Source organism: Candidatus Nitrosocosmicus sp. T (assembly GCF_054408485.1).
The window spans coordinates 2,670,464-2,697,319 of record NZ_CP166992.1; the positions used below are offsets into that span (position 1 = coordinate 2,670,464).

General features: G+C 34.1%; 26 protein-coding genes. 7 read left to right on the plus strand and 19 right to left on the minus strand.

Going from position 1 to position 26,856, the window contains the following annotated elements:
- Window positions 1-189: 189 nt before the first annotated feature.
- A complete protein-coding gene (locus tag AB0A59_RS13760; protein WP_458744672.1) occupies window positions 190-729 on the plus strand; it encodes a hypothetical protein in 540 nt (179 codons plus the stop codon).
- A gap of 834 nt (window positions 730-1,563) precedes the next feature.
- On the opposite strand, the gene AB0A59_RS13765 is transcribed toward AB0A59_RS13760, so the two are convergent.
- Window positions 1,564-2,343 (minus strand): oxygen-binding di-iron domain-containing protein, encoded by a 780-nt coding sequence (locus tag AB0A59_RS13765; RefSeq protein WP_458744674.1) that lies wholly within the window; start codon window positions 2,341-2,343, stop codon window positions 1,564-1,566.
- Between the two features lie 238 nt (window positions 2,344-2,581).
- Here AB0A59_RS13765 and AB0A59_RS13770 point away from each other — a divergent pair, with 238 nt between their 5' ends.
- Window positions 2,582-3,214, plus strand: coding sequence for a cupredoxin domain-containing protein (locus AB0A59_RS13770; protein ID WP_458744675.1), 633 nt, complete (start codon window positions 2,582-2,584; stop codon window positions 3,212-3,214).
- 308 nt (window positions 3,215-3,522) lie between these two features.
- Window positions 3,523-3,951, plus strand: coding sequence for a cupin domain-containing protein (locus tag AB0A59_RS13775; RefSeq protein ID WP_458744677.1), 429 nt, complete (start codon window positions 3,523-3,525; stop codon window positions 3,949-3,951).
- 378 nt (window positions 3,952-4,329) lie between these two features.
- On the opposite strand, the gene AB0A59_RS13780 is transcribed toward AB0A59_RS13775, so the two are convergent.
- Window positions 4,330-5,169, minus strand: coding sequence for an alpha/beta fold hydrolase (locus AB0A59_RS13780; RefSeq protein ID WP_458744679.1), 840 nt, complete (start codon window positions 5,167-5,169; stop codon window positions 4,330-4,332).
- A gap of 653 nt (window positions 5,170-5,822) precedes the next feature.
- Between AB0A59_RS13780 and AB0A59_RS13785 the strand changes: the two genes are divergently transcribed.
- A complete protein-coding gene (locus AB0A59_RS13785) occupies window positions 5,823-6,479 on the plus strand; it encodes a hypothetical protein (RefSeq protein WP_458744680.1) in 657 nt (218 codons plus the stop codon).
- A gap of 962 nt (window positions 6,480-7,441) precedes the next feature.
- Here the strand turns inward: AB0A59_RS13785 and AB0A59_RS13790 are convergent.
- The 3 genes from AB0A59_RS13790 to AB0A59_RS13800 form a co-directional block, all read right to left on the minus strand.
- The gene (locus AB0A59_RS13790; RefSeq protein ID WP_458744682.1) at window positions 7,442-8,812 is read right to left on the minus strand and encodes a cupredoxin domain-containing protein; all 1,371 of its coding nucleotides are present in this window, start codon (window positions 8,810-8,812) and stop codon (window positions 7,442-7,444) included.
- Window positions 8,813-9,413: 601 nt separating this feature from the next.
- Window positions 9,414-9,821: a transposase gene (locus AB0A59_RS13795; RefSeq protein WP_458744684.1), complete on the minus strand. Its 408-nt coding sequence runs from the start codon at window positions 9,819-9,821 to the stop codon at window positions 9,414-9,416.
- Window positions 9,822-10,773: 952 nt separating this feature from the next.
- Window positions 10,774-11,988: a CAP family protein gene (locus tag AB0A59_RS13800; protein ID WP_458744686.1), complete on the minus strand. Its 1,215-nt coding sequence runs from the start codon at window positions 11,986-11,988 to the stop codon at window positions 10,774-10,776.
- A 217-nt stretch (window positions 11,989-12,205) separates the two neighbouring features.
- On the opposite strand from AB0A59_RS13800, the gene AB0A59_RS13805 reads away from it, so the two are divergent.
- Window positions 12,206-12,367 carry a hypothetical protein gene (locus AB0A59_RS13805; protein ID WP_458744688.1) on the plus strand — a complete coding sequence of 54 codons (162 nt, stop codon included), beginning with the start codon at window positions 12,206-12,208 and terminating at the stop codon, window positions 12,365-12,367.
- A 54-nt stretch (window positions 12,368-12,421) separates the two neighbouring features.
- Here the strand turns inward: AB0A59_RS13805 and AB0A59_RS13810 are convergent, their stop codons facing one another.
- The 11 genes from AB0A59_RS13810 to AB0A59_RS13860 form a co-directional block, all read right to left on the minus strand.
- Complete coding sequence (locus tag AB0A59_RS13810; protein ID WP_458744690.1) at window positions 12,422-12,790, minus strand: cupin domain-containing protein; 369 nt, start codon at window positions 12,788-12,790, stop codon at window positions 12,422-12,424.
- A 252-nt stretch (window positions 12,791-13,042) separates the two neighbouring features.
- Window positions 13,043-13,741 (minus strand): DM13 domain-containing protein, encoded by a 699-nt coding sequence (locus tag AB0A59_RS13815; protein ID WP_458744692.1) that lies wholly within the window; start codon window positions 13,739-13,741, stop codon window positions 13,043-13,045.
- 221 nt (window positions 13,742-13,962) lie between these two features.
- Window positions 13,963-15,324, minus strand: coding sequence for a redoxin domain-containing protein (locus AB0A59_RS13820; RefSeq protein WP_458744693.1), 1,362 nt, complete (start codon window positions 15,322-15,324; stop codon window positions 13,963-13,965).
- Window positions 15,325-15,356: 32 nt separating this feature from the next.
- The gene (locus tag AB0A59_RS13825; RefSeq protein ID WP_458744695.1) at window positions 15,357-16,172 is read right to left on the minus strand and encodes a cytochrome c biogenesis CcdA family protein; all 816 of its coding nucleotides are present in this window, start codon (window positions 16,170-16,172) and stop codon (window positions 15,357-15,359) included.
- A 350-nt stretch (window positions 16,173-16,522) separates the two neighbouring features.
- The gene (locus tag AB0A59_RS13830; RefSeq protein ID WP_458744697.1) at window positions 16,523-16,798 is read right to left on the minus strand and encodes a hypothetical protein; all 276 of its coding nucleotides are present in this window, start codon (window positions 16,796-16,798) and stop codon (window positions 16,523-16,525) included.
- A 92-nt stretch (window positions 16,799-16,890) separates the two neighbouring features.
- A complete protein-coding gene (locus AB0A59_RS13835; RefSeq protein ID WP_458744699.1) occupies window positions 16,891-17,253 on the minus strand; it encodes an ArsR/SmtB family transcription factor in 363 nt (120 codons plus the stop codon).
- A 373-nt stretch (window positions 17,254-17,626) separates the two neighbouring features.
- Window positions 17,627-18,226 carry a dihydrofolate reductase family protein gene (locus tag AB0A59_RS13840; protein WP_458744701.1) on the minus strand — a complete coding sequence of 200 codons (600 nt, stop codon included), beginning with the start codon at window positions 18,224-18,226 and terminating at the stop codon, window positions 17,627-17,629.
- Between the two features lie 426 nt (window positions 18,227-18,652).
- Entirely contained in the window at window positions 18,653-19,504 is an 852-nt protein-coding gene (locus AB0A59_RS13845; protein WP_458744702.1) for a DUF72 domain-containing protein, read from the minus strand.
- A gap of 57 nt (window positions 19,505-19,561) precedes the next feature.
- Complete coding sequence (locus AB0A59_RS13850) at window positions 19,562-19,921, minus strand: hypothetical protein (protein WP_458744704.1); 360 nt, start codon at window positions 19,919-19,921, stop codon at window positions 19,562-19,564.
- A gap of 347 nt (window positions 19,922-20,268) precedes the next feature.
- Window positions 20,269-20,805, minus strand: coding sequence for a hypothetical protein (locus tag AB0A59_RS13855; protein ID WP_458744706.1), 537 nt, complete (start codon window positions 20,803-20,805; stop codon window positions 20,269-20,271).
- A 322-nt stretch (window positions 20,806-21,127) separates the two neighbouring features.
- Window positions 21,128-22,096: a hypothetical protein gene (locus AB0A59_RS13860; protein WP_458744707.1), complete on the minus strand. Its 969-nt coding sequence runs from the start codon at window positions 22,094-22,096 to the stop codon at window positions 21,128-21,130.
- A 143-nt stretch (window positions 22,097-22,239) separates the two neighbouring features.
- Between AB0A59_RS13860 and AB0A59_RS13865 the strand changes: the two genes are divergently transcribed.
- The gene (locus tag AB0A59_RS13865; protein WP_458744708.1) at window positions 22,240-23,271 is read left to right on the plus strand and encodes a hypothetical protein; all 1,032 of its coding nucleotides are present in this window, start codon (window positions 22,240-22,242) and stop codon (window positions 23,269-23,271) included.
- A 408-nt stretch (window positions 23,272-23,679) separates the two neighbouring features.
- Here AB0A59_RS13865 and AB0A59_RS13870 read toward each other — a convergent pair whose 3' ends face one another.
- The gene (locus tag AB0A59_RS13870) at window positions 23,680-23,898 is read right to left on the minus strand and encodes a hypothetical protein (RefSeq protein WP_458744710.1); all 219 of its coding nucleotides are present in this window, start codon (window positions 23,896-23,898) and stop codon (window positions 23,680-23,682) included.
- A 281-nt stretch (window positions 23,899-24,179) separates the two neighbouring features.
- The gene (locus tag AB0A59_RS13875) at window positions 24,180-24,929 is read right to left on the minus strand and encodes a TrmB family transcriptional regulator (RefSeq protein WP_458744711.1); all 750 of its coding nucleotides are present in this window, start codon (window positions 24,927-24,929) and stop codon (window positions 24,180-24,182) included.
- A gap of 82 nt (window positions 24,930-25,011) precedes the next feature.
- Between AB0A59_RS13875 and AB0A59_RS13880 the strand changes: the two genes are divergently transcribed.
- On the plus strand, window positions 25,012-25,437 hold the full coding sequence (locus AB0A59_RS13880) for a hypothetical protein (RefSeq protein ID WP_458744713.1): 426 nt from the start codon (window positions 25,012-25,014) through the stop codon (window positions 25,435-25,437).
- Between the two features lie 902 nt (window positions 25,438-26,339).
- On the opposite strand, the gene AB0A59_RS13885 is transcribed toward AB0A59_RS13880, so the two are convergent.
- Window positions 26,340-26,549, minus strand: coding sequence for a hypothetical protein (locus AB0A59_RS13885; protein WP_458744715.1), 210 nt, complete (start codon window positions 26,547-26,549; stop codon window positions 26,340-26,342).
- Window positions 26,550-26,856 lie beyond the last annotated feature (307 nt).

Below are 26,856 nucleotides of genomic sequence, written 5' to 3' on the forward strand. Positions count from 1 at the left end.
TCTAAACTCAGCTTGAATTAAATACAATTAATAGTAACAGTCCTCATCGGTGGGGATATGGTTCAAGATTGAATAGAATCTCTATCTTTAGTAGCCTATAGCCATATAGAAATAAGTATACACATACAAACTGCCAATCCTTTATAGTGAGTGAAAAATCTATAATAAGATCTGTCCAGGTAGAAAATTATGATATTTCCAAAGCGTCTATTTTTTGTAGGTTTATCATCTGCGATCTTTGCTCTAGTATATAGTTCCCTCTTCTCATCCGCTTTTTTGATATATGCTGCCACCCAGATCAATTGTGATCGAACTGGGACAATGACGGTTACATGTTGTCAGGATCATGTTATAAACCAGGGTCCTTCCAATCCTGCCGGAACTCTGGTAACATATTGTACCGACTGCGAAGTTGCTCCCGGAGGACCCCATGAGGGGGTGCAACCCGGCTATACAAATTTGAACCAACTGCGCAATTGCGGTGAGCGCTACATTGATATGAAGGCAGAGGAACCACCACGTCCATCTCTACCTACAGTTCCCGGATCCTTGCCAGAAGACGGAGTCTTAGAACAAACCGAACAGCCAGAACAATCAACTGAACCCCAAGATAATCAAGATGATAACCAAGGAGGAATACCCACAATCAAGAACAATGAGAATCTTCCGTTAGATAATGAGATAACAGAACAGTCAGATACAGAAGATGGTATACAGGAGACTCCTTAGAAGGGGCGGAAACTGCAGGTCCTCTAACTTAGTCACTATTATAAACCACAGTAGACTCAACTACAGAATATATCTCAAAGATTATTTGAGCTCACAAAACATTTTTTTCTCTTATAGAGTTATTTTGTTTATAAATTTACTTAGGTTCAAACACTTGATATGTCTCTGGTCGAATACATGCATGTATACATATTCAAGGTAGGATAGATTCGAATTAATTAGATAAGAGCATTTGAAGGTTCAAATATAATATGTATATAATATCGTTACCTGAGTAGGTATCATTTAGTCTGGGCGCGTGGGGCTTCATACCGATATCTGTATTTTAAATAGGATTCTATGAGTATACAGAGTGATGAAAAATATAAAGATTATTAAATATAATATATTCGAAAACAGATTAATTTAAAAGTTGTATTTTGGTTAATTGCGGTACATCATCATCTATCAAAGAATATTTATTTCTTTTTTTGTAAGAACTTCAATTCGTTGTTATGATTCTTCCTCTTCTAGTTTGTCTCTTATTTCTTCCTCCTCTTGTTCATGTTCTTCTTTTAATACCTCTACATCTTGATCGCTTTCCATACTTTTTAACAATTAAGACGATCCAGTTAAGTCTTTCATTAGTTATTTCTAATTAATCAAGGCACTATTGCTGAATGGATTCGATAATTCAGTTTGGGTGCGTGGGAATTAAGGTCCTTGAGGTAGTTGGGTTCTATGCTCTTTCTATTTAATCCTTATAGTTGTTAAATTTATAGATTGAAGTGTTTGCAAGTGTAAGTAAAAAGACACTACTATGTCTAAATTGTCAAAATTATATACGCTGTCTTGTCATGTAACATCATATTCCATTTTTCGGCCAAGTAGCATGTTAGTGTAAGCAAAATCGTTTTTCATGATTGCGTCAGTGTATTTTCCGAACATAGAGCTATCAATACATGATCCATGCATTGGAAACACCATATTTGGATGAAGCCCAGCGAGTCTTCTGGTTGTTTCTCGTACCGGCTTCTCGCTTGCGAATATACCTACCGCGCTGTACAGTCCAATCATTGTTTCTGAAAGGTCGTCTGACAAGACCGGTTTGTTAAATCCTGGCTGCATGAACAAATCAGAAGTAAAGAGCGATTTTGTACTTTCCTCAAAAATCATCATGCTATCCCAGTGGTGAACATGGGGAGTCATAATGAACCTTAATGATTTTTTTCCTGTTTTAAGGACTTCGCCATCCCAAAAGGAAATATGATCCACAGGTATGTTATACCAACCTGTTAGATTCAGTTTGGAGCTGAGGTCACTACAAACCAATCTTGCTTTAGGACTCTCTAGGAATTGCATCCCACCCCATTCATCGCTTTCAAAATGAAGAAATGCAACATATCCAAGCTTGTCTAGTGGAATTATTTCTTTTACCTTTTCCTCAATCTTGGGATACATACCCATTGGGCCAGTATGAATCAATATTGGGATATCATCATTAATGAGAAACTGGTTAAAAGTGATCCCATAGGTATCGACCAAACCGCAAATTCTGTAAATCCCATCGGTTATTTCAGAGATGGAAATATCGATGTCTTTTGGACTTAATGTTGTTTTACTAATTTCAGGCATAGCCTATATTGTTAAGGCCACTTAAAAAACATGATTAATCAACATCATTTCAATCTTTTACTTATGATACGCAAAAGAGTGCTAAATCGTATTTGATTTAAAAATTAAATCTATTATTTGTATGTATTCTGAAAGGGGTTCATGAAACTTCACGCAATGCCGGCATGTCAAGTAAAAGGGATCTCTCAGCATAACAATGACTATAGGTTTTTATAATTCCTGATAATTTGAAAATATAATGATAACAAAAATAATAACTGTAAATGCAAGTTTGCTTGTCTTTTCTTTTTTTGTAATATTTGGAGTTTCATCCCAAGGAGAAGCCAGTGCTGTATCAAGCACGGTTGGTGCGGGTGGAAACGGAACAGACTGGGACAAATTTACCCCACAAAATGTGACCATTAATACCGGCGAAAGCGTTACATGGACCAATCCTATGCAAGTTGCAGAACCCCACACCGTCTCCTTTGTTAAGGATAAGGACATGGTTCCTCCTTTATTTGCTCCCTTTAGTGTTCCGAACAGTACAGAATTAACTCCTGCAGTGCCAGCTCCAAATGTTGAACCATCTATAATACCTGATAACTCAAATCCAAATAACAAATTGGTGATAGTAGACAACCTGAGGTCATCTGCTCCCGTTGCAGTCGACAGCACTAGGACAAATGTAACTCACCTTCAACCCAACTCAAACTATACCTTTACTGGTGATGAAAGTTATGTCAACTCTGGTTGGATGTGGCCAATGGGACAAGTCCCACCGGGTGTCCCACCAATCACCTCCTTCACATTGACCTTTGAAAATCCTGGCAGTTACTATTACATGTGTGTAATTCATCCTTGGATGTCAGGTACTGTTACTGTAAACTAGAGATATTATCGGCTCCAACTCCATCCAATTTTTTTATAATTTAAGACCTCCATCAAGACCCTAGTCAAACCTGTCTTATTTAGGTGAAACATATTCAACAAAATCCATAAGACTATCATGAATTTAACAAACAAATATTTTTTGAGATTAACTCAGTTTACCAACGGTAATTGCAGTAGAAGACAGAGAATTATTAACATATTTGTAGAATAAATTAGTGTACTCTTTCTTTTACAGTTGATTATTTTTTAAAGTTGCAGTATAAGAAAGATTGAAAGAAATAAATTCTTAAAGTTCCAATTGCTTTCGTGAAGGATAAACCATTTGATTTTCATGGTGCAAAGTTCACTATCAAGGTTCTCAGCTCCGAAACAGACTATAAATATACAGTACTAGATATATTTCACCCACCTAATTTGGGTCCATCATTACATATACATCCAAAAGGTTCAGAAACTTTTTACATAATTGATGGAGACTATCGCTTCATTTTAAATGAAAAATCAATCGAAGGTAAACCGGGAGATACAATCTTTGTTCCAAAGGAAACTCCGCATAGATTTGAGGTAGGTCCTAAAGGTGGACACGCAATTGTAATTAGTCCCCCGGAACTTGAGTTCTATTTTTTCAAAGTCAGTGAATTACTAGTTAAAGGACAGGTTTCCTATGAAGAAGAGTCAATCATAGGGAAAAAGTATGGTCAGGTGTTTCTTGATCATACAAAACATTGGAGCTAATTAACCTGTCATAGCTTCATGAATTATTTGGGTATCCGTATATTGTTTGAAATGGAAGATTTTGTCATCTTTAATTGTATACAAATGACAAAAAGGAACAATAAAATTTTTGCCATTTTGTCACGAGCAACAAATCCCGACAGTTCAAAGAAGAACCGCCGAGAAATGCCGGTGGTCGGCATGATATTGTTCTGCAAAAACCTCATGATTGATTAACTCTCCCGCCGTCCTCCCAATCGATCACACGAAGACCATAAGGAGGTAGCTGATTCGCCGGGATTAAGTTCCTAGTGGTAGTAGGGTTCTAATGCAAAATTACTATCAAGTTATCTAAAAACATGATAGAATAATTCACGTATGTTTACCACATACATGTGATTATTTCATTAATATCTCGTCAGATAATTGATATTCTTCCCTTCCAAGCAAGTCCTGATGACAATGTGTAGTACTTCCTAGGTGATTAAAGTATGGCTTAGATTCCACGCTCCACTGCGGTACTATACCATCGTTTGGCAGGTCCCAACGCCAATACAAATAATTATAATTTCCAACATTTAACCAATAATAGCTGCATGATAAGGATGGATCCCAATCCCCATAAATAGTATGATAATCTGTATTGGTATTCTCTCCCGAATGAGTAACAGGAGCACCTGTTTTTAGATCAAAAACAGCTGGCTTACAAGGATCAGCTAAGGCATAGAAATCAGCAAGTGGGCCACCTGCATTTGGAGTTCCAATCATTATCAAGTTTGCCACATCAGGGGTCTGAGTATTATATAAATACAGTCTCGCATCTAAACCCCCTTTAGAATGCCCTACAATATTAACTTGATCAACCTGCATTAGCGTTTTGACATCATGGATAATTCGATCTAATTCGATCGAATGCTCCTCAGAACTACCACATTCATCATAAGAAGGTTGAGAATCTTCATAATATTCAAAAGTTACCGTACAATAAGGAATGCCTGCATTTTGAAGAAAAATTTCCCAATTATTCCATACACCCGAGTCTTCTGCATACCCATGTACAAGAACCACAGGGAGAAAGTTATTTTCAGAAGTTGTTTCGCTAGGTATTACCACTCCATTATAGCAGGACGAACTTTGAGCATTTGCAAAATTAACAAATGATTCATTGTGCAATATACCCGATAATGATAGAGGGATGAAAGTCACTGTCAATAAGATAGAAAGGTATTTGTTGATCATATCACTCTGTCAATCCTCCTATGAATTCCTACAAGCATAAAAACTCTAGTTATGAATTTATTAGAATCCGTATTTTCTCTTATTTGTTGTATATTGGTGTTCATATGCAATATTTATCTTATACGATGCAATATATAAATAGATTACTAGAATAAACTCAAAAAAATTGTTAACTCATTCTGAAAATTAATTACGCCTTCGTTAAACTTTGGAAAAAATTAGCATTATTCAAGAAATTCATTGATCATATAGGTTTTCCGTGCAGGCTACTTACTTTAGCAATTGAAACCTATCTAATACATGAATTTCTATTGTTTTTATATTGATATGAATTTGTATTTGATATTTTCATATGAACAACTTTTATGAAAATTCTATATCTATACTACATAAAAATAACAATCTTCATATATGGAAATTAGAACCCTAATGGCAGAAGAATTCTATAACATCTACAACCATGGCAAATTCTTGACCTTATTATGTATATTGGTGATTGGTATGTAAAGGGTTTGACATAATACATAGTAACAGTTTGAGCGCATTGGGATTAAGTTCCTAGTGGTAGTAGGGTCCTATAAAATTTAGACAATTGCCCACCATATTCTTTGAAGATTTAATACTTACCCTATTGAAAAAACTTCTGTTAATAGTTGGATCTATTAAACAAAATAAAAGAGGAATATGAATTATGTGTTAATAAGCCCCAAGAATACAAAAAAAGAGTTGATTCAATTTCCAACCTTTTAGGTTTAAGGGGAAAATACGAATTAATTTCAGATCACTGTCCTGTTTACTTTGTAGGAAACTATAGTCAATCTAACATCATATTTTTTGGATTGAATCCTGGTCATTCTGATGTGAACAGTCCAATTGAGGAGATGGAAGCAAGAATATCATGGGATAGATATCAACAACTTTATCGAAATTTCTTTGCGTATTTTGAAAAGATGGGATTTGAATCATCATATTATACCTCATTATGGTATCTGTTAACAGGATTAACGAATAATCCAATAGAACATAAAATTAATAACAAGTGGAAATTTTTTGATTCATACTTAACAAATATGGAGCTAATACCTTATCATTCTAGAGGTATAGCCCTACCTATAATACTCAATAACTATCAACCTAATTATCTATCAGAACGACTCGATGAAAATATTAATTTCATCATTCATTTCGAACCCAAATTATTCATTTTTAATGGAAGTACTTGGTATACCCTTTTAATCAGAAATGGCATTATTACAGATTTTGAGAAAGTTTCAATAACAGATAGATTTAATCTAATTTTTTTAGAATAAAAGACATTCCTTGTGTTTTGTTTGACAAGTTTATTCAAAGGCATTTTTGGGGAATAACCAATGAGCATCGAAGAATTACAATACCCACTTTAATTAAGGAAAAATACCCATCGATAATATCTAAATGATCGATTGATCATTCCACTTATATAAGTACAAAGTATTATTTCTAGTTTAATTATTAGTAACAGTCCGCATCCGTGGGGATTAAGTTCCTAGTGGTAATAGGGTTCGATTACAACACAGTAATAATCAATTGTAATTTTATTAGTTTACGATATATGTAAAAATCTCGAACAATTCGTTCTGATGCCAAGCTAAAAATTCTTTTTGACTAGTTTCTACTATTGCAGTGTCGATACTGTGAAGATCAATCAATTACAGAAACAAAACCATTTGCATAAAACAAAAATCATACCAGGATTTTTGGATTAATAAATCTGTTGGTATATAGTCAATGTTGTTGACTATTTATATAACAATACCATTGTATTTTTTGGCTCTGTTCAGTTAAGGATTTTACCATCTATTCATCTTATTCTATTTTTACTTCAAAAAGAGGTTCTGCATTAAAAATCCCGAATTTTGAGTATAAACTATTACCAAATTATTGACAAAATCAATTTTAGATTCAGATCTCGTCGTTCTAAACACTTGAATTATTTTCTTAAGTGAACAGAGCCTATTTTTTTCTTTGCTAACACTTAATCCTGTATTAATTTATCTTCCATTGGTCAGGAGACAATAACTATATCATAAAAGCATAATAAACGGACCATATAACAACCGGTGCTCCACTTGCTAATGTTTACGTCGTACTAGTAATCCTCCTACTGTTGCCTCTTTCAAATAGGAACATTATCATTAATTTTATGATTGAGGATACAAAACGTGTACAATGAATAACGACATAAAGTTATTGTGTCCAATCGGTAGGTCTAAAAAATCACATATTCAAAAAATTAGCTAATAAGCTGACGAAGAGTTTGTATTAGTTGCGAGAGGGTTTTATTATTTGAATTGACAGTAGGATTATCGCTATCAGAAATATTCCCTAATATTCTGTTTTCATTATTTTCAGATTGGTTATTTGAAATTAGATTAGTACTTTCCTGTGTTGTATTTACTGCATCGAGCAGGATTGAACCATCGGTGATTTGGACTGGTGCCTGTTTCACAAACACAGTTCCTTTCAGATTGTCATTAATTTTATCAAAGTAATCAAAGCGTCCAGGTTGATTAAAAGTGTACGAAAATTTATCACCGGTATTCATATAGTCAGAATCAAATAGTGGAATTCCCTTCCCTCCTGTCGTGATGTTACTGCTGTTTCCTAGAGTATTATTATTAACAGAAGTGATTGTGTGAACGGATGAGTGATTGTTGGTCCATACCACACGAGTATTAAAATTAACAACAATTTCTTTTGGCACAAAATTTACCATTTCAGAGGCTCCGTTCTTCTCAGTTGTAGTTGTTATCCAAATATCTATTGTTTTATCATTTTCTGACGACTCATTCTCTGAATTTAAAAGTGGTAAATTTTCCTCTCCTGTTGCTATAGTCAAATTAACAGGTGCAGATTGGTTAGAATTTACTTGACTAAACCCAGTGGAATTTGAAATAGTTTGGTTAGTATCTATTATTGTAGTTGCTAGTAAGGGAGGGATAAACGGAATTAAAGTGGAATTTGAAATAGTTTGGTTAGTATCTATTATTGACTCTTCTAATCCAAATGTAGAGTTAGTATTATTTGTAGAAAAGGGAAACAGTAACTTGAATGAATTAATCATTTGCTCAATAATTGGCATATATGTATCGAATCGATCTTCATGTCCAATGTATGCAATATAATATGCGGTATTGTTTACCAAAATTCCAGTTTCAAAGTTTTTGAGCATGATAGGTTGTTGACCACTTTCATCACTGAGGGTTTGGGTATAAGTCAAAGAATAAGCAGGTTGGCCCGAGAGAGTTTCTGAAGTTGAAGATTCAATTAATGTAAAGTTATTTGTAGAATCTGTGTAAGCATTGATTGCCTCTTGTAAATACTCATTTAGGTCAGCTTCATAGAAAATGCCATCATCTCTATTTATCTGCACGTATTCAATGTATGTATCATTGAAGGTTTCAAAAGGTGATACAAGCTCTGCGATCAGGTTAATTCGATCTTCAGGAGTCAGGTCTGTTTCATTCACCGACCAAGTTGATGGATATTTCATTGTTACATTGTAATCGGAATTAAAATATTGGTACATCTGGGTTGCATGAGCACCATTTATAGTCCCCTGATTCTGTCCCAGAACTTGTTTCTCAGAAGGATTTGGTATCAATAATAAAATCGATGGAATCAATATTAAACAAATTAAATTTCGATAAGTGATCAAAATTTTCCCTATTGCAACTAATTGTCTCTGACTGAAAAAGCTTTCGTGTATATTTATGAAATGTAACTAATCAATATTTTAATTTCTTCTGTTTGACTTATGTATACTAATTATCTGAGTGTGGGTCATAATTGATCTTGGTAATTTATTCTAGTTTCTTAATAGATTAACAGCTTATCATGTAATTGATATCTCTTCTTGGATTATCGCTCTTTAGTACATTGTAGTTATAACAGACTACTATTTGGTACAACAATACCGATAACAGTAAGATACTCCATACCTTGTCCAGTCCTGTTGTAGGTACTGGGATTATTCTAAAGGTAGATTTTATGTGCTATATAAGCGGTTCTATGAAGATCTTTCTCCTAGAATATACCACCTGTCCCAAAGCCGACTCATAAAAATCAACAGCTTTAGCCTTTCCACTGATGTATTCTTGTATCTCTTAACAGGGCATACAAGCTGAAATCCCCTTTTGAGGCTCATGTCATACAGATTCTTCTTACCGTTGAATCCAGGGTCTGCACCACATAATAAATTTTTTCTAATGTTTCTGGTTATAGGCTTGATACTGTATCTGGATAAGCAGTTTGCATGATACATTGGCCGTTGTAACATCAGCCGAAAGGGGTGTTACTCTAGATGCAGGATCAGTACTACATATCAGGTGTAGTTTGTAACCAAATATCCATTTCTTAGTATGACTGTATCCCCATCTGGCATCTGTGTCTATTCCCGAACGAGGTAATATTACTTCATTCATCGATGATGCATGCCATACTTTGCCTTTTGATTTTAGAAGAGCGCTATCTATTGCAAGGATGTATGGAATGATAAGACCTTCAAGAATAAACAGATTCCCCATAGTTGATTTCCTTTCTATTAAATTGATAGTGATGGTCTTTAACCGTCTATCAAATATACGTCTACATGGCGTGTATATTAAAGACAAATCACAAGCCTTCATTATCTTTCTGTTATTTGGTAGCTCGATAGAAAGAAAGCGATACGATGACCTGTTTGAATCAAGTCTAAACCGTATGCGAACTATAAAGTATCGTAATGTGATACTAGAAGAGTATACGTAAGGACTACCCCTTCTTTTTTGAGATTTGACACTACTACATGACCAACCAATCAATCAATCAATCAATCAATCAATCAATCAATCAATCAATCAATCAATCAATCAATCAATCAATCAATCAATCAATCAATCCAATAATATACAAAATACTAATTAGAATGGATGACGAATTACAGTATGCTAGTCTTTTAGTTAGTATCTGTTTCAATCAAAATTTGATATACTATAAAACTAGTTTTATTCGTTTGGAATTATGACCCAGCCTCATATATACAGTAAGGTATATTAGCATTTACACATTTGTAATCTCAAGATCAACATTGTTGTTTTTCTTTACATACATTATTTTATAACTAGGTGGTTTTTACCGGATATGTTAATGAACCATCGGATCTAGATAGTCTGTCTAGATAGGCAAGCTATCTTTCACGATCAATAATATCATCATTTGCCTCTAGTAACGTCAAGAAATCACTATTTTGCATTGTGAATATCATAATTTGGCGTCGGTAAACTCCGTTTTATTGATTTATTTATTGGTCTTGTAAATTTCCTCCGGCAGAATCATTACAAATAATCTAGACCAATTAATAATTATGCAAAGCGTTCGTATTGCAAGAGATTTTCGTTAATAAATAAAAAATACTTTACGATCACAACACTTTCAATTTCTTTAAATTCTTTTAAAAAAAGTGATTGAGACTTGCCAATCTCACTATACCATTGCTCATACTGCTTGGAGTAACTGTGTCTGAGGTCTTGGTTCAGAGTGAAAAAGGGTAATTATCGTGAGTATTGTGACAGGGACGATGTTCTCCTAAAACGGTGCTTGCCCCATGAAGTTGCCAGCAGGGCTGTAGCGACACACCAGAATGTTGAATGGATGACCATCCCCACTGCCGATACCACAACCTACCTCCTGTGTATTCTTCCATACCATCTGAGTGTAATGACCGGTTGAAGACCAATTCTCCGGTGTTAATACGCCGCCGTGCCAATCCTTCTTTTCGTTGACCCATAGAGACTGTCCCTGCCCTACCCCCATGGACGGACTAAAGCCTGCAATATTCTCACCTACACCTCTAGGCGCATTGGGGTCGTGGGCAAAGTTGCCTGTCGTAGCGAGATTCTGAGCCCAAGTCTGAGCTCCAGCGGCGAGTGAGTTACTCCACACGAGCGGCGGAACTCCAACAGCAGCACGCTCTTGGTTGTGCACGGTCAGGATACTGTTAACCAGATCCTCCCCTTGCACATTTCCAATGTTGTTGTTTACAGGAGGTTGAACATTTCCGGTGTTGTTGTTTACAGGAGGTTGAACATTTCCGGTGTTGTTGTTTACAGGAGGTTGAACATTTCCGGTGTTGTTGTTTACAGGAGGTTGAACATTTCCGGTGTTGTTGTTTACAGGAGGTTGAACATTTCCGGTGTTGTTGTTTACAGGAGGTTGAACATTTCCGGTGTTGTTGTTTACAGGAGGTTGAACATTTCCGGTGTTGTTGTTTACAGGAGGTTGAACATTTCCGGTGTTGTTGTTTACAGGAGGTTGAACATTTCCGGTGTTGTTGTTTACAGGAGGTTGAACATTTCCGGTGTTGTTGTTTACAGGAGGTTGAACATTTCCGGTGTTGTTATTTATTCCGGTGTTGTTATTTATTCCGGTATTGTTATTTATTCCGGTATTGTTGTTTACAGGAAATTCACCGGGAAAAATGGGATTATTTTCCGTAAATGTTGTTGATAAGCCAGCATTATCATCGGTAGATCCGCTATCTGATGAGTCACTATTATCATCGGTAGACCCATTATCTGATGAGTCACTATTATCATCGGTAGACCCATTATCTGATGAGTCACTATTATCATCGGTAGATCCGCTATCTGATGAGTCACTATTATCATCGGTAGACCCATTATCTGATGAGGAGCCGTCATCACTAGTATCTGTAGACCCGCTAGCATACATGATTGCTGAAGCGGGTAAAATCATTGAAATCATTATTAAAAATATCAATGAAATAGTTATTCGATTCATAGTTGCCATTGAATAACCATATATATAAAGTCAATGTTATTGTTCAAAATAGAAAATTGTGGATGTATCAAAAAACAAAGTTTCTCATTCATTGTCTTGTTATGTCTTAATTTTTTTGGTTTGGCTATATTGCTAGTCCCATTTTTGGATTTGATCAAAGCGTTTGCTTATGATTAGGTTATAGATACTATGACGTTGTGGGGATAATCCAGTGAGAGTGGCGTACAACCCGGGTAATGATTACCCGAATGTTATTAACAAAGCCTCAGACATAGTCTCGATCATTGGAATCGTGCCGCAACCATTTGTAGGTATATTGGATTTTGGTAACAACACAAACATAGATGTTCATCAGAATTCACGAAATAATGTTGACTGAATATTAGAAAAAAAATCATAGTTTTTGGTTTAGCAATTGTAACAAGAAATACTATTACTCTTGTCTTTTTGCATAGTCTCCCATTCCTGTAAAGTCTAATGAAACACATGGTTCATCTCCAACTACCCATGCGTCATGTCCTGGTGGTATTACTGCTGTATCTCCGGGTTCTCCTTCAAATTCCGTACCATCATCCATTCTGACTTTCATCCTTCCAGAGATTATAACTGAAGTATGAGGAGCCTGACAACTATCTGTTTTCACTAGTGGTTTTACACACTTTCCCCAACTCCAACCAGGTTCAAATGTTGCTCTACCAATTATAACGTTGCCCAGGTTTACAATCTCAACCTTTCCCTTTTCAAAGGTTCTCAATTCGTCAGGTGAGTCAAAACTTTTTGCTAATATTTTTGTTGTTGACATTATTATTATCAAAATAGAATTACAATACTTTGATTATAAGCATTATTCCAAATCTTATCCAAATCTATTCCAGATTATTGAACAGGTCAAATTATTTGCATATTAATTAATCTCCTGTTAAAGCAATGTGTATCAAAGTAACATTTCCCCTTTAGAACAAGAATTTATGAGGTTTGATAATCACAAAAAAATTTTAGATGTTGTTGTTCTCAAAAAAAGAAAAAGAATGACTAAGTCCTTTTTGACTATCGATTATTGTTGTTGAGGTTTAAGCTCGACACTACCAAATAGAACTGAAAATGCCTTACACCATATCAATACATTATCATATTTTGTCAAGTCAGTTCCAGGTAGGATATTGTAATTTTGATTTCCATTATTAGCTTTGAGTTTTCCAAGGTTGACAAAATCAGATGCACTCTTATCTGTTGACAAATAGACATATAGATCTGGTCCGTTTGTTACCTTGAGGTTTTCTAACCTAAGGACATTTGCATCATCTTGTTGAAGTGGAATCACTTTTGCAACGCCTTCAGCATTATGAATTCCATCATTAACGCCAACAAATAATCCTGAAATGATAGAATTATTGAGTCGCGCAGATGTCGACGATGATAATGATGAAAAACTAACAGTTTCATTCATAGCTTCATCTATGACGTTAGTATCGTTACTACTACTATTATTATTGTCTAAATTGGCATATAGAATCATCAATTCATTTTTTTGAGATGCACTCATATTTTCTGCAACTTTGGCCCTCTCGTCTTCGGTCATAGTGTTAAATTCCTCAAAAGAGACTGATTCAGCAGAATTTGGAGGAAATGGCTCATTTACTTCTGTTGATATGAACAACGGTGAAGCTAAATACACCGTTACCACAGCAGCTACAATAACTACAGCTGTAAGAGTGACTTTTTTATAAAGGTTCTTGTGCCCTATATCTTTCATGAGAAGTAGATTAGAATTGAGGATTATAAGCGATTATCCACATTATATCCACATTATATCCAAATCTGGTCCAGATGCATTGACCTTTTTTCTCAGCTAAACATTACATTACATTTTATTATGCTTAATTACAAGGCTTCAAAAGAGAATCAAAAAATTTGTGGTAATAGGTGAGCATATATCAATTGTGAAAAAGAATAGGAGGAGGAGGAGGAGGTGTTTTAGCCAAAGGTAAATGCATAGAGTTTGAATCCACTGCCTTCTATATCAATTACTACAGATCTTGGCTGATAGTCATCATACAGACCAATATTGTATAATCGTTGCTTGTCTACTATTACACTGCCCTTTTTGTCTAAGTCAAGAGCATGATTAGTATTGTTTAGATTTTGATCCTCTACGGGAGTGCTGATGTTATTGTTTTCTTCGCCGCCGCTGCTGCTACTACCGTTAATATTTTTGTCGTTATCCGGTTCTTGGACTGTAGCGTTCTGTCCGTTTCCTGAAGCAACGATGTTAATTGACTTGGCGTAGTATGTAAGAACAATTTTACCACTGTCACTAACTAGCTCCACATTATCATTGTTATTTTTCCAAATTCCATCCAAATATACCAGGTTTGATATAAATGATATATTACCACTGCTACTGCTACTGCTACCACTTGTATTGTTTATGTCCAGCTTGTAATTTACATTCGTGTTTGGTTGGAATCCTTCGCTATTTCCCAATGGAGATCTTGCATTTTGGTACCCAAGATATATTTCTGGGGAAATTTTTTGGCTAAAGTCTACATATTGAAGGCTCTGCGAAGATGGTGAGGAAGATGTGTTTGTCAATCTTCCTTTATCAAGATCAAATGAAATCTCGGTTCTATTATCCAAAGCTGCTTTTTCTGCAAGAAGAGTCTGTATTGTTTTTTCGGTTTCATTATAACCTCCTTCTCCGATATGGTCATCTCGAATGTATCCTTGAGAATCTATCAAGTAGTGTCTTGGCCAATAGTTATTATTGTAAGCATTCCAGGTTTTGTGATCACTGTCAAGAGCCACAGGGTATTTGATTCCAAATTGTTTTACTGCATCCTGAACGTTAGTAGGATTTTTCTCAAAATCAAATTCTGGAGAGTGAACACCTAAAATTACTAATCCATCGTCTGAGTACCAATCATACCATTCGTTAAGATATGGGATTGTTCTGATGCAGTTTATACAAGTATAGGTCCAAAAGTCAAAAAGGACAACCTTTTCTTTGAGATCTGCCAATTTTATAGGATGGCCATTTTCAGTATTAATATAAGAAGCGATTCCTTGTAATTCGGGTGCTTGTGGATAAACACTTTTGTCTATATTCATAAAGGCGGTCTTGTTTAACTTTATTGTCAGAAAGTTTCCATTGTTGGTTGACGATTGAATGACCGAATCTTCTAGCTGCTTTTGTTGTAAATAGCTCTCAGATGGGTTACTGTAAAAATTAAAATAGATACCAAACCCTACTATTAGAGACATGACAGCGACTGCTGTCAATATTGCACTTATGTTATCTTTGTTTAAGTATCGATAACTTTTTTTACTATGGCTCAAGGTTTACATCCTCCTCCTGCTAACCTTTATCCCTAGTTTCCAACTAATTGTCCTACAAAAGGAATGTTGACAAGTAATGATAATTGATTAAAGAAAATAAGTATTCCTACAACTATCAAAATGCTTCCCATTATAAGATTAAAATACTTTAGGTGTTTTGTAATCTTCTTGATTATTCCAGTTGCCTGAGAAAAAAATGCTCCAGTTATTAGAAAAGGAATTCCTAATCCTAGCGAATATGCAAGTAACAGATTATATGCGGTACCTGGATTGGCAGCTGCCAAGGTAAAAGTGCTTCCTAGTATGGGTCCAACACAGGGCGTCCAGCCTGCAGCAAACGCAAGTCCAAATACAAATGAAGTAATGTAGCTTGTCTTAAACTTGGGAATTTTGGTAAATTTTTTTTCAATATTTAGCCGAGCTATTTTAAGAGAAAGAATGAGATTTACTCCAAAGGCTGCTATAATGATGCCTCCTATATACGATAGATATTGTTGAAAATCGGTTCCAATAGATGTGGCCAAAACGCTGTTTAGTATTACACTTAAAACTGAAAATACTAGAGAAAATCCTAGTACAAAATAAATAGTGTTAATAAAAATATTTACTCGAGCTTTTTTTGAAATAAAAACTACTTGATTACTTCTACTACTACCACCCTTTTGATTCTCGTTTACTTGATTGTTACCTTGAACATTGTAACTGTCACCTTCATTACTTGTTGCCTCTCTTATTGATGCACTAGAAAGATAAGACAAAAAGCCAGGTATAATTGGTAAAATACATGGCGATAGAAATGAGCCAAGACCTGCAAGCGCTGAAATTAGAATGCTAATTTCTATGGCCAATCTATAATCTCACCAATTCTTCTTTTTTTAAAAGACGTGTTGTTGCGGTAGCAGTAGTATTCGCAATTACAAATGTCAAAACAATACAAGCCACAAAGTTTTTGTCCATAGAAACGTTAGTCATAAAAAAGCATTAATAGTTATTTCCAGATCTATTCCAGATCTATTCCAAATTTAAAATTCGATAACAAGATTTTTGATCGGTCTAGATATCCACGAGTGTTATCATTTTACGGTTAAAGAAAAGATTTACCGTTAAAGAAAAGATAATGTATTATAAAATGACTGGTTACTGCAGCTGTTCTAGTTGTTGTTGTTGTTGTTGTTGTTACTACTAAGCAATTTACCTATTATTCTAGAGTAATCTTGAGGAATACAATAAAGCCCGCCATCTCAGCAATGGAAATAGCCAATAGATACGGTACAAGTTGGTCTGAAAACAACATCGACATGGTAATATAGGAATAAACAGAAATGATGCTGTTTATCATTAGTAAGCCACAAAAAAAGATCAAACCTAAGGTAAAGTTGGCTCTGCTGGTTCGATATATTTTAGCAAACGTAAAAACCAAAGCACTCAGTAATCCCAAATTTACCAAATTAATGAGTGCGTTGATTGTCCCCATCCAAACATCCATTTTAACTATACCACATGTAATTTCAAAGTAAGTATTTATTTACTTATTTCCATATCTGTTCCATATCCTAAACTTTAGTTTTATTTCTTTTTTGATTTTTGAATTTTATCTATTACTTCTTTAAATGCTTCCATGTTTACTTCTAAATAATTTGATATAAAATACAAAATGCCATATTTTTCACCTTCCTTTGTAATTAGATTATTTTTTTCTAATACGTGTATATGATGCTGTATAGCTTTGTAGTCAATTTTTATGATACCGGACAATTGGTTGATATTATATGGTTGCTCGATTAGCAATTCTACGATGGATATTCTATTCATGCCGCCTCTTGACCCTGCAAACAAGAACCAAAACAGTTTCTTCGCGTTAGGGTCAGCCATTATCCATCTAATTTTATGTATCCAATTAATAGATAATCTAGATAATAAGTTTGACATTACAACTATTTGATTATCCAGATAGGTTCAGAATGATCCTCAGTCGTAGGGATTAAGTTCCTAATGGTGGAAGGACTCTATAACATCTAATGTTATATTGAATTCTTTGACCTGATTATGCATATTAGTGCTCAACATATGATGAATTTAGTATGATTCTTAGTAACAGTCTGGGCGCGTGGGGATACGATTCAAGGTTGAATAGAATCCCAGCATTTAATGAAATGAAATGAAATAAAACTTGGATCAGCCTCTGGAGGAATAGGTGCGTTAGGAGTGATCCGGATCAGAATCTTTAATCTGTAGTTTTATGGAATTGAATAAACACAAAAAAATAATAATTCTTTCTTTTATTTATTTACATCTAATGTTTTTAATTTCTCCTCTTTACTCCATAGTGGATCAAAACTATTCCAGAGTCAAACGTGATTGATTCAACAAGGGATAATTTACGAATCTCCTTTAGATCCTTAAATATGGTCTTACCATTGCCAATTGCAACAGGATTGATAAACAAATAATATTCGTCGATCAAGTTTTCTTTAATCAAAGAAGAATCAAATGACGCACCACCATAAACTATGATATCGCCACCACCTTCTTGGCTCTTTAACTTTGTAATTTCATCTTTGAGATCGCCTGTTGCTATTTTAGTATTTGGCCACTCTGATTTATTGAGCGTCTTGGTAAAAACAATTTTTGGTGTTTCCATCATTTTTTTAGCGAATGCATACCAGGAGTCATGTGATTTGTTGGCAACTTCTGTCCAATAGGAAATAAATTCATCAGTCATTTTTCTTCCCAGGAGAATGGTATCAACTGGCTCAAGTAACTTGTATTCATATTCCTTGATTTTTTCATCCCCAAAAAAGACCATCCAGTCCTGCTCATTATTTGGTCCTGCTATGCAACCATCTATGGACATATGTACCTGTAGTTTTAATTTTCTCATTGCTTTTTTGTTATCGCTCATGTATGTTTCCCTACTATTTTCATTTGGATGATCCCGCTGTCTCTTCTGATTAATTTCGTTGACTCAAAAAAATATTCATGCAAATAAGGATTAGTCATGGGGGATAGAACATACAGATACCTAATAAGTATACAAGGGATCGAAAGTATATTAGAATTGTATTAGTTCCTTAATTTTATTTATGCTATCATTGCATTTTGATTTTTTTGAAACCCCCTATAATTAAATTATCTCTATTCTCTCGAACTGTTTGGTTGAGAATAGTTTAATCAAAAACATAAAGAAAATGGTTAATCTTAATCTTTTTAATGTCATAAATACTAGAATTGAGTTTCAAATAGAATAACTATTGTTAATCATGACTTTTAGATTAAGCAGATTAATATTATGATAGTTTTATTTGTCGGAAATTGATTAAGGAGTTAGCTATATAGGGAAATCAGATAAACTAGATTGATGACGTCCATTGGATTGACTGGAATTGTTTTCGTATCGCTCCAATTCAGTCTTCCAATCTATTTCAGACATATCCATCAGCTTCAAAAAATCGTTAACGGATTGAGGACCAAAGCCGGCAAAATGATTGTTAAAGGCTATTAATACATCATGGATGTTTGAATTTTCATTTTGCGTTTCTCTAATCTTTTTTACATAATCGAGCATCTCTTTTCTTCTGTCCTTTACCATCTTACCAAAGTCTTTTTCTGGTATGCTTCTATCACCTATGAATCTGAGATAAATCTGATCGGAAGTTATTATCGATGGAGTTTGCAGTTTGTCCCGTATACTCCAAACTAAGGAAATGTTATCTTCCTTCATTAAATTGTATACGTTATCATTAAACCATGAAGAGTGTCGAACTTCTAAAGAATATCTGAATCGTTTATCTAGATATCTAACCATGGCTTGTAAAGGACCAAAGCCTTTCTTCTCTGAAAGAAAAGGTGGAAGTTGGATTAACAATGTTATTGTTTTTTCAATCAAAGGCTCTAGCGAGTAGAATAATATTGAAAGAGGTTTAACGACATCCTCTAATTTCTTTTCATGAGTTATTACTTTGGGAAATTTCAATGAAAATTTAAAATCTTCAGGGGTTTTGTCCTTCCAACCTCTAACTGAAGATCTAGAGGGAATGTGATAATAGGTAGAATCGACCTCAACAAATTTGAAGAATTTCGAGTAATAGGATAAATAGTCTTTACTTTCCATATCTTTTGGATAAAAATTATCTTTCCAGCCTTCATAACTCCATCCAGAACAGCCTATATTGAAAGTCAAGTTTACTTAAGTAAATAGATCAAGACAGTAGAAAAACTTTCAGTGCTTTCAAAAAACTTAGGTAGAGTCTATATCAGTTGAAAATTTGCAGATATTGTGCTTGCCGTTGATCATTTCTGTATTTTTAATATGCTTTCTAATCCTCGACCATGCTTGCTTTGTTTCATAGTCCACAGGTCGAATATCTGATTCTTTAAGTTTCCCATACTGCTCAAATTCTCGAGCAAATGCTGATTGTATTCTATTTAGAACCTCTAGTCTATCAGTTCCTACAATCACAGATTCAGTAGTATTTATCCCAAAATCATCTAAAATCTCTTCAGTAGGGATTTTTATTATTCCTAAATGTATGTCTATAGGAATGGGATTAAACTCATAACCATCTATTGGGTCTGGTTGAAATAAGAATCTCGGCATGGTAAAGGTAATAACCATACTAGAATTTAATAATTGCAACATTCAAAAAGATGAGCCAAAATAATATGTATCATATAGATGTAGAACAGCATCCGTGGGGATATGGTTCAAGGTTGAACATAATCACATGGTGCAGTAGCATAAAACTGATAAAATGATTGATTGGTTTTGGACGGTAAGTCACCTATGAATAATTTATTCAGTATTCGGTAATAATATAGAAAAATTTGATGATTTGGTTTTGATGGTTATCTCAGATAATAGTGGAGTAAACGCACCGTATTTTTTGAAATAAGATAAAAAATGGAGCAGTTATTATTGTTGTCTTCTGAACCATTAGTATTTTCCTATGAGTTGGTTTTATTCTGTTCATTGTTACTACTCTCATCCTCAATATTGTTTTCTTCAGACTGTGCACTAAAGTCATTATTCTGTACATTATCAGCCACATTGTCACCGTCCAAAGTTTCAGAAGATGACAATTGTTCTGTAAATTCCTGTTGAGGAGGAACATTTTCGTTAATATCGTTTGGATTCTGTTGTGTTAGCGGTTGAGTTTGCTCAATAACACCAGGCGGTATCCGTTCGCCAAATGGAGGCTTTGGTGGTGGCGGTTGATTTGGGTCCTGCTCAAACATCTGAACGTAACGTTCACCACAGTTACGGAGAGGAGCAGGGGGATCCTGCCCACCGGGACCAACTTCACAGTCAGTACAGTAGGTAACTAAAGTCCCAGCAGGATTAGAAGGACTCCGATTTATAATATGATCTTGACAACATGTAACGATAAGTGTCCCAGTCCTTTTACAATTTATTTGACCAGCAGCCTCTGCCCAAAAAGCATATGTGGTGTAGTAACTTACAAAAACTAAGAAACATAGCAAGAAGACAGAAGTATGCCTGATAAACTTTGTAAACAAGAAATTATCTATTGATTGAATGCTATTAAGGATATTTATTATTATGATGACAATAGAATAAGCATAGATTTCAATCTAATATTTTCATTTTATGGGGAAAATTTTTTAAAATTTTGAAGGATTGGTTTTTAGAAATAAAGTGATTAATGCAGTGAAATATTCACCTGGATACATCCGTGGGGATACGATTCAAGGTTGAATATAACCCGCAAACAAAATATTATGAAAATAAATGAAAAATTTCAGTCGGGATTTCTCATCTTGACATTAAGAATGGTCTAACCATTTAAGTTCTCAAGGCTCTTAATTCATTCCAATATTTTTCAAACAATACTCCTTGCACTAAGACTGTATGTTCTTCATTAGAAGACGATGCAAATATTTTCCCATCTTGTTGGTGTTTTGTCTGTAATACATGTTTTCCATCTGTTAAGACAACCATTTCATTGAAGCAACAAAGGCTTTTACCATAGCCATATGTTACTAGATTATCTTCATTTTGTAGATTTAATGCTGAAACTTGTTTCGAAAATGTTTCGTCGGTTTCATCGGTTAATATTTTAACTGAAACTCCCCTTTTCTGAGCGGATTGAATTTTACCAATATTACTCCGATTCATAAATAACTGATTTAATGATCTCAAGGATGAAAAAATTAGAGGTTCTTTTCTACTTTGTTCTATCGCGTAATCAAGTTCATCCTTGAATTCATTTAGGTCAGTAATTAACTTTTGATACTTTGGTTGATCATTCCTATCTAGTTCTCTTATTCTAACAGAAAGTGGGATACTAATTTCCCATAATTTTTCAAATAAGGTAATTTGTCTTTTTACCAAGTCAGGACTATTACTAAATAAAGTTTGATCAGGTAGATCACTATCATGATGGAAAATATATACCATATATCCGAGTTGGTCGGCTATAGCCATGTTTCCACGCAGGTTATCAACATGACGTAGATTTGGAAATATTAAAGATCTTACTCTGTCAATATTTTCAGGAGTAGTTTCAACGATCAAGTCTAATCGAATTTCTTTTTTTTCAATCTGTTTCTCAACAACTCTGAATCCGTCTTGAAAATATTTATACGCAGAATCAAATATTGCAGGATCCCATACTGTTTGATGACCTCTTTTTATTTGTGGTAAACCTCTACGGACAAATTCAAACATCAAATGAGGATCTGTGATTATATCAGTTATTACGGGGTTTCGCATTTTTGAGGCAAGCAATTGATTAAGCGTTGATTCATTCACAAAATCATATAGTATCACTATTTGTTAAAAATTTCGCAGTTATTGAAAAATCTTGTTTCCTTTACTGAGTATTTTAAAAAATACGCTAATATTTACAAGATATTAAAACTTTTTATGGTTTCACAACTTATTTGCTATTCTATTTGACTTCTCGAGATGACCCACCTGAAGAAAAAACAGAAGTTATCTATGGTCCTGAAAATATTATAAAAATCAATAATGAATTATGGTCAGAATTAAGAGAATATGCAGATATTTGTGCAGACAAAAATGTTCCCTATTCCTACACTGCTATTCCTCAAGTTGCTGTTGCCTTTCGTAAACTTCAAGCCAGAGGTATTAAGGTCAGAATAATTACTGAGATTACAGGAGATAATATCCAATACTGTAAAGAATTAATCAAACTATGTGAACTTAGACATTTAGATGAAATAAAAGGGAATTTTGGAATAGGAGACTGGATATATTATAGAGCAAGTGCGAAATCAACTGAATCAGCCCCTCCCCCACTTCTTATATGTAGCACTTTAAGAGCATTAGCAGAACAACAACAATATTTTTTTGATATGCTTTGGAGAAAAGCAATACCCGCTAAGAGAAGAATAAAAGAAATAGAAGAAGGACTGAAAAGGGAATTTATTGAAACGATCCAAGATCCTAGAGAAACTCTTGATTTAATCCTTAAACTACTTACTTCTTCCACTGAAGAAATCCAATTGATAATCTCAAATAATCAGACCTATCGACTATTTGAAAATGAAATTGGATTAACAAGTTTACTAAAAGAACAACTAAGAGAAGGCAATCATATACAGGTAATAATTCACGTAGAGAAAATTACAAAGGCACATAACACTGAAGTTCGATTTAAAAATCTTTACAATTTGCAAGGAGATTATCCTAGCCAGTTAGAGATACAACATATTACCAGTGCTGTTTACGATAGGCTAAATGTTTTCATTTCAGATAGGGAAACTATAGTGATCATAGAATCAAACAAAACTGTTAAAGAAAATGTTGATTATGCTGACGACCTGGTTGATCTATTAGGATTAGCCACATATTCGAATAGCGAATCAACTGTTTCATCATACGCTACAATATTTGATACACTATGGATCAGATCAGGTATATATCAAGATCAACAAAATAAGAATAGTCCAAACCTTATGTGAAGTCTAAATATACTCTCTCTATTTGTATATATCCGTGGGGATACGGTTCAATATTGAATAGAATCTCTACCTATGGTAGTGTATGATTTATTGAAAGAATATAGACATCATAAAACAAATGACAGGCATAAAACAAATGACAGGCATAAAACAAATGACAGGCATAAAACAAATGACAGGCATAAAACAAATGACAGGCATAAAAGAAGATATGATATAACACCTATAGAAAAGATGAAATTATTAAGATATCTACTTATATATTCAGTTTAGACTTCTAAAATCTGAAGGCCAATATAATAAATAATGCTATCGCGTGGTGGATAAATTAAGAACATAATAACCGAAAAAGTATCAAAAAATATGATATGATCTCTATATTCCATATTTCGTATATGTATGTCGTATTTACATAGGAACTACGGGGACTGCATCGGTTGCATTTTCGGCCGGTAAGGTTTTATTTAATACATCAACTGTTGAATTTGTATTTGTTTCGTTAATCGTAGTCATAGGTAGATCTGAAGTTGTTGGTGTTTGTGTTTGTATCGAAGTTGTCAGATTGCCTATACCTAATGCTGCACCTGCAATTGCAATGGTAATTATGAATAGGGTTGAAATACTCATGATTTACTAACATGAATATCATAGTATATAATACATATTCTTAATATTGAATTTCTAGTTGATTTGTTAACAGATTAACTATTTAAATCAATTCTAAATCATTACCATATAAAGTATCATTAAGTTTGGGCGCGTGAGGATTAAGGTCCGAGTGGTAATAGGTTTCTAATGCAATTTATAGATATCACAGTTTTGAACTCAAAGTAGATGAATAAAACTCAAGAGCTCTTCTAATTGTATTATGGGTTTAACTATCGATTTACATATTAAATGTAATCAGGTTATCTTTTAGCTATTCTCCATATACTGTCAAAATAGTTTATAAAAATACTTGCTATTTCACTAGAAGTTATCAGAATACCTGTTATTGTTTTCCAGTCCACTATTAGAAGCTTGTTCATAAGCATATCAATAGTTCCTGGTAATGGAAAATTAACATAACGAAGTTTTACATCCTTTGGAATTTCTTTAAAATGCTTAGAGTTTTTAAAGTCTATGGTAACTATTCCTCTTTCAACCAATCCTTTTGATTTTTGATATTTGTAGAATCTAGAATAAAAAGGAGACGCATTCTCATGAGCATTAGGATAAGGATAAAAATATCTTAGCATATCTCCTTTCTTGGCATCACTTAATAGGGTCATGTATGCTGAACGCAATGACCTCTCTCCTACAAATATTTCAGAAGTACTTCTCTTTGTTGCATAGATATTCTTGGTCAAATCATTAACGAGCTGTGTAATACCTTCCTTCTGTCTCTTTATTTCATCTTCTTTTTTATGAATATATTCATGTAGCCGTGAAGGCTCCAATGACTGAAAATGTTTGATATTGTCTTGTATATTGTAACTTGCCAATCCCTTTAGAACAAGACGGTCTAACACATTGTAAATCTTGGATTGAGATACACCAGATATTTCTACAATTTTTCCTACCCTTGATGGTCCAATTTGTATCATTGCTAAGAATACTTTTGCTTCACCTTGAGTCAATCCTAAACTAGTTAACTGCTCAACATAGTTTTTGTTCACAATCATGCGATCTTGGTTGTCCTCATTATAACCCCTAAGGGGGTAAGTGATACTTATGTATTGCTCGTAGCCAATTAATGATATGAGTTCTACAATTCAATTAGAGCCAAAAAAAACCATAGTGAAGATTATGGTATCTCAGAAAAGTAAAGATACTGTGTTTAATTTTTTTGAAGATGCAAAGAATTTGGAGATAGGAGGTGCTATCAGTAACATTATCAAAGACATGGATGATTGGTATACGTTTAATCATGTAGTTGCAGGCAGTGCTCGATTAAAGATCGTAGATAATAACAGACAACTCGGAATACTAGACCATTTATTTGAAGGTGGAGGTTTATCATGGACAGTGTATGTTAGGATAATCAATAATGGTTATGGTAGCACCACGACCTGGACGTTTCTTAGGCCCGATGGACTTAGGGACGCACAATTTGAAGAACAATTAAAGGGATTTGATGTCGAAGTTGAAAAGTGGAACAAACATTTATCAACTAATACATCCTGAAATGCTAGTCTTCTAGATTGAAGGTATGGATATAATAATTAGCACCTGTTCTTATACTTGGGATAGGGTCACGGTGGTAGTAGGGTTCTATAACCTCTAATATCACCGAGAATTATTTGATCATACTAACTATATTTGTCCTTAAATACGCAGAATTAGGTACAATTCTTAGTTACAGTCTAGGCGCGTGGGGATTAAGTCCCTTATGGTATAAGGGTTCGGTTAAACTGCCCTAGTATTCCTTTGTTGTTCGATTAACCCTCAAAATTGTAATTAGGTGAGACTCAACAATATAGAAGTCAGAGACAAAATTTGTTTCAGATACTGTTAATGGAGTAGGTTGATTTGTGGACTTGTTAGCTCAATTTATCGAGACATTACTTTCATTAGGATTTATTGGTTTGGTTATAGTCGTTCTAAGCATCGAGCCTTTACCTATTAGGAGGATTAGAAAATCGTTTATTCAATTCTAGAAGATGAATAGAAATATTGGAAAGAAATTGCACGAGAGAAGTGTGTGAAAACTTAAATCTATTTGTCAATACGTTTTTGATTTCAGCATCTACCAAAAGACTTAATATCTTATAACCATTAAAGCAACTATCGCAGATCTACGACTGCGAGTCATTTGTTCATGCAAATAGTAGATTAGGACTGCAGTTGAGAATCTCTGTTCGCAGACGATTTCTCCCCTAATCTATTAAATAGTCCAGTCTTTCCATATTGTTATTGAAACAAGTTAAGATATCTTCCACATAAAGCCATAAATTTTATTATCTTCAGATTTTCAGTTAATATGTATATATTTTGTTCCAAATTAAATTATCAAGTAGTAACGCCTTGTTATAATGTAAAGATAGAGCCTATCTTCTAATAAAAAAATAAAAATTTTTTATGTTATTTTAGTTAACGGCCATTGTTGCATTGTCTGTCATACCAGTGGAATTATCCATTGTCATGGTCATATTATCCATCGGCATTGTGCTATTATCCATAGTCATTGTTGCATTTTCATGACTCATTGCAAAGACTGAAGTGGCCATTGATCCTGCTGCAAATAAAGATGCTGCTGCTACGATACTTAAAACTACGAATACATTGATATTGTTCATGTATCTTTAGATAGATTTTTCTAGTATAAATATCTTTGATAAATACTTTATGATATTGTTAAATTTCTCATATTATCATAATTTAAATGTCAATTATTGATTTTAGCACATATCTATATATTTTCTAAAGTATTATTTCGTAAGCATAGATGATAAGGAATTTATCAATAGTCCTTGTTTCTGTATTTTTTTATGTTATTTACACTTTCTCTATATTCAACTAAGGCTTTTTCACGAGATGCGACTACTCCGTCCATCGTCAAAAATGATAGCTGGATAAGTGCAGGGAAAAATCGAATTTTTTAGT

Coding starts and splice junctions, on each gene's coding strand:
- AB0A59_RS13770 (WP_458744675.1), top strand. CDS start 2,582: ATGATAACAAAAATAATAACTGTAAATGCAAGTTTGCTTGTCTTTTCT.
- AB0A59_RS13830 (WP_458744697.1), bottom strand. CDS start 16,798: ATGGGGACAATCAACGCACTCATTAATTTGGTAAATTTGGGATTACTG.
- AB0A59_RS13850 (WP_458744704.1), bottom strand. CDS start 19,921: ATGCCGAGATTCTTATTTCAACCAGACCCAATAGATGGTTATGAGTTT.
- AB0A59_RS13840 (WP_458744701.1), bottom strand. CDS start 18,226: ATGAGCGATAACAAAAAAGCAATGAGAAAATTAAAACTACAGGTACAT.
- AB0A59_RS13760 (WP_458744672.1), top strand. CDS start 190: ATGATATTTCCAAAGCGTCTATTTTTTGTAGGTTTATCATCTGCGATC.
- AB0A59_RS13885 (WP_458744715.1), bottom strand. CDS start 26,549: ATGAACAATATCAATGTATTCGTAGTTTTAAGTATCGTAGCAGCAGCA.
- AB0A59_RS13780 (WP_458744679.1), bottom strand. CDS start 5,169: ATGATCAACAAATACCTTTCTATCTTATTGACAGTGACTTTCATCCCT.
- AB0A59_RS13815 (WP_458744692.1), bottom strand. CDS start 13,741: ATGAAAGATATAGGGCACAAGAACCTTTATAAAAAAGTCACTCTTACA.
- AB0A59_RS13835 (WP_458744699.1), bottom strand. CDS start 17,253: ATGTCAAACTTATTATCTAGATTATCTATTAATTGGATACATAAAATT.
- AB0A59_RS13765 (WP_458744674.1), bottom strand. CDS start 2,343: ATGCCTGAAATTAGTAAAACAACATTAAGTCCAAAAGACATCGATATT.
- AB0A59_RS13880 (WP_458744713.1), top strand. CDS start 25,012: ATGAGTTCTACAATTCAATTAGAGCCAAAAAAAACCATAGTGAAGATT.
- AB0A59_RS13870 (WP_458744710.1), bottom strand. CDS start 23,898: ATGAGTATTTCAACCCTATTCATAATTACCATTGCAATTGCAGGTGCA.
- AB0A59_RS13810 (WP_458744690.1), bottom strand. CDS start 12,790: ATGTCAACAACAAAAATATTAGCAAAAAGTTTTGACTCACCTGACGAA.
- AB0A59_RS13800 (WP_458744686.1), bottom strand. CDS start 11,988: ATGAATCGAATAACTATTTCATTGATATTTTTAATAATGATTTCAATG.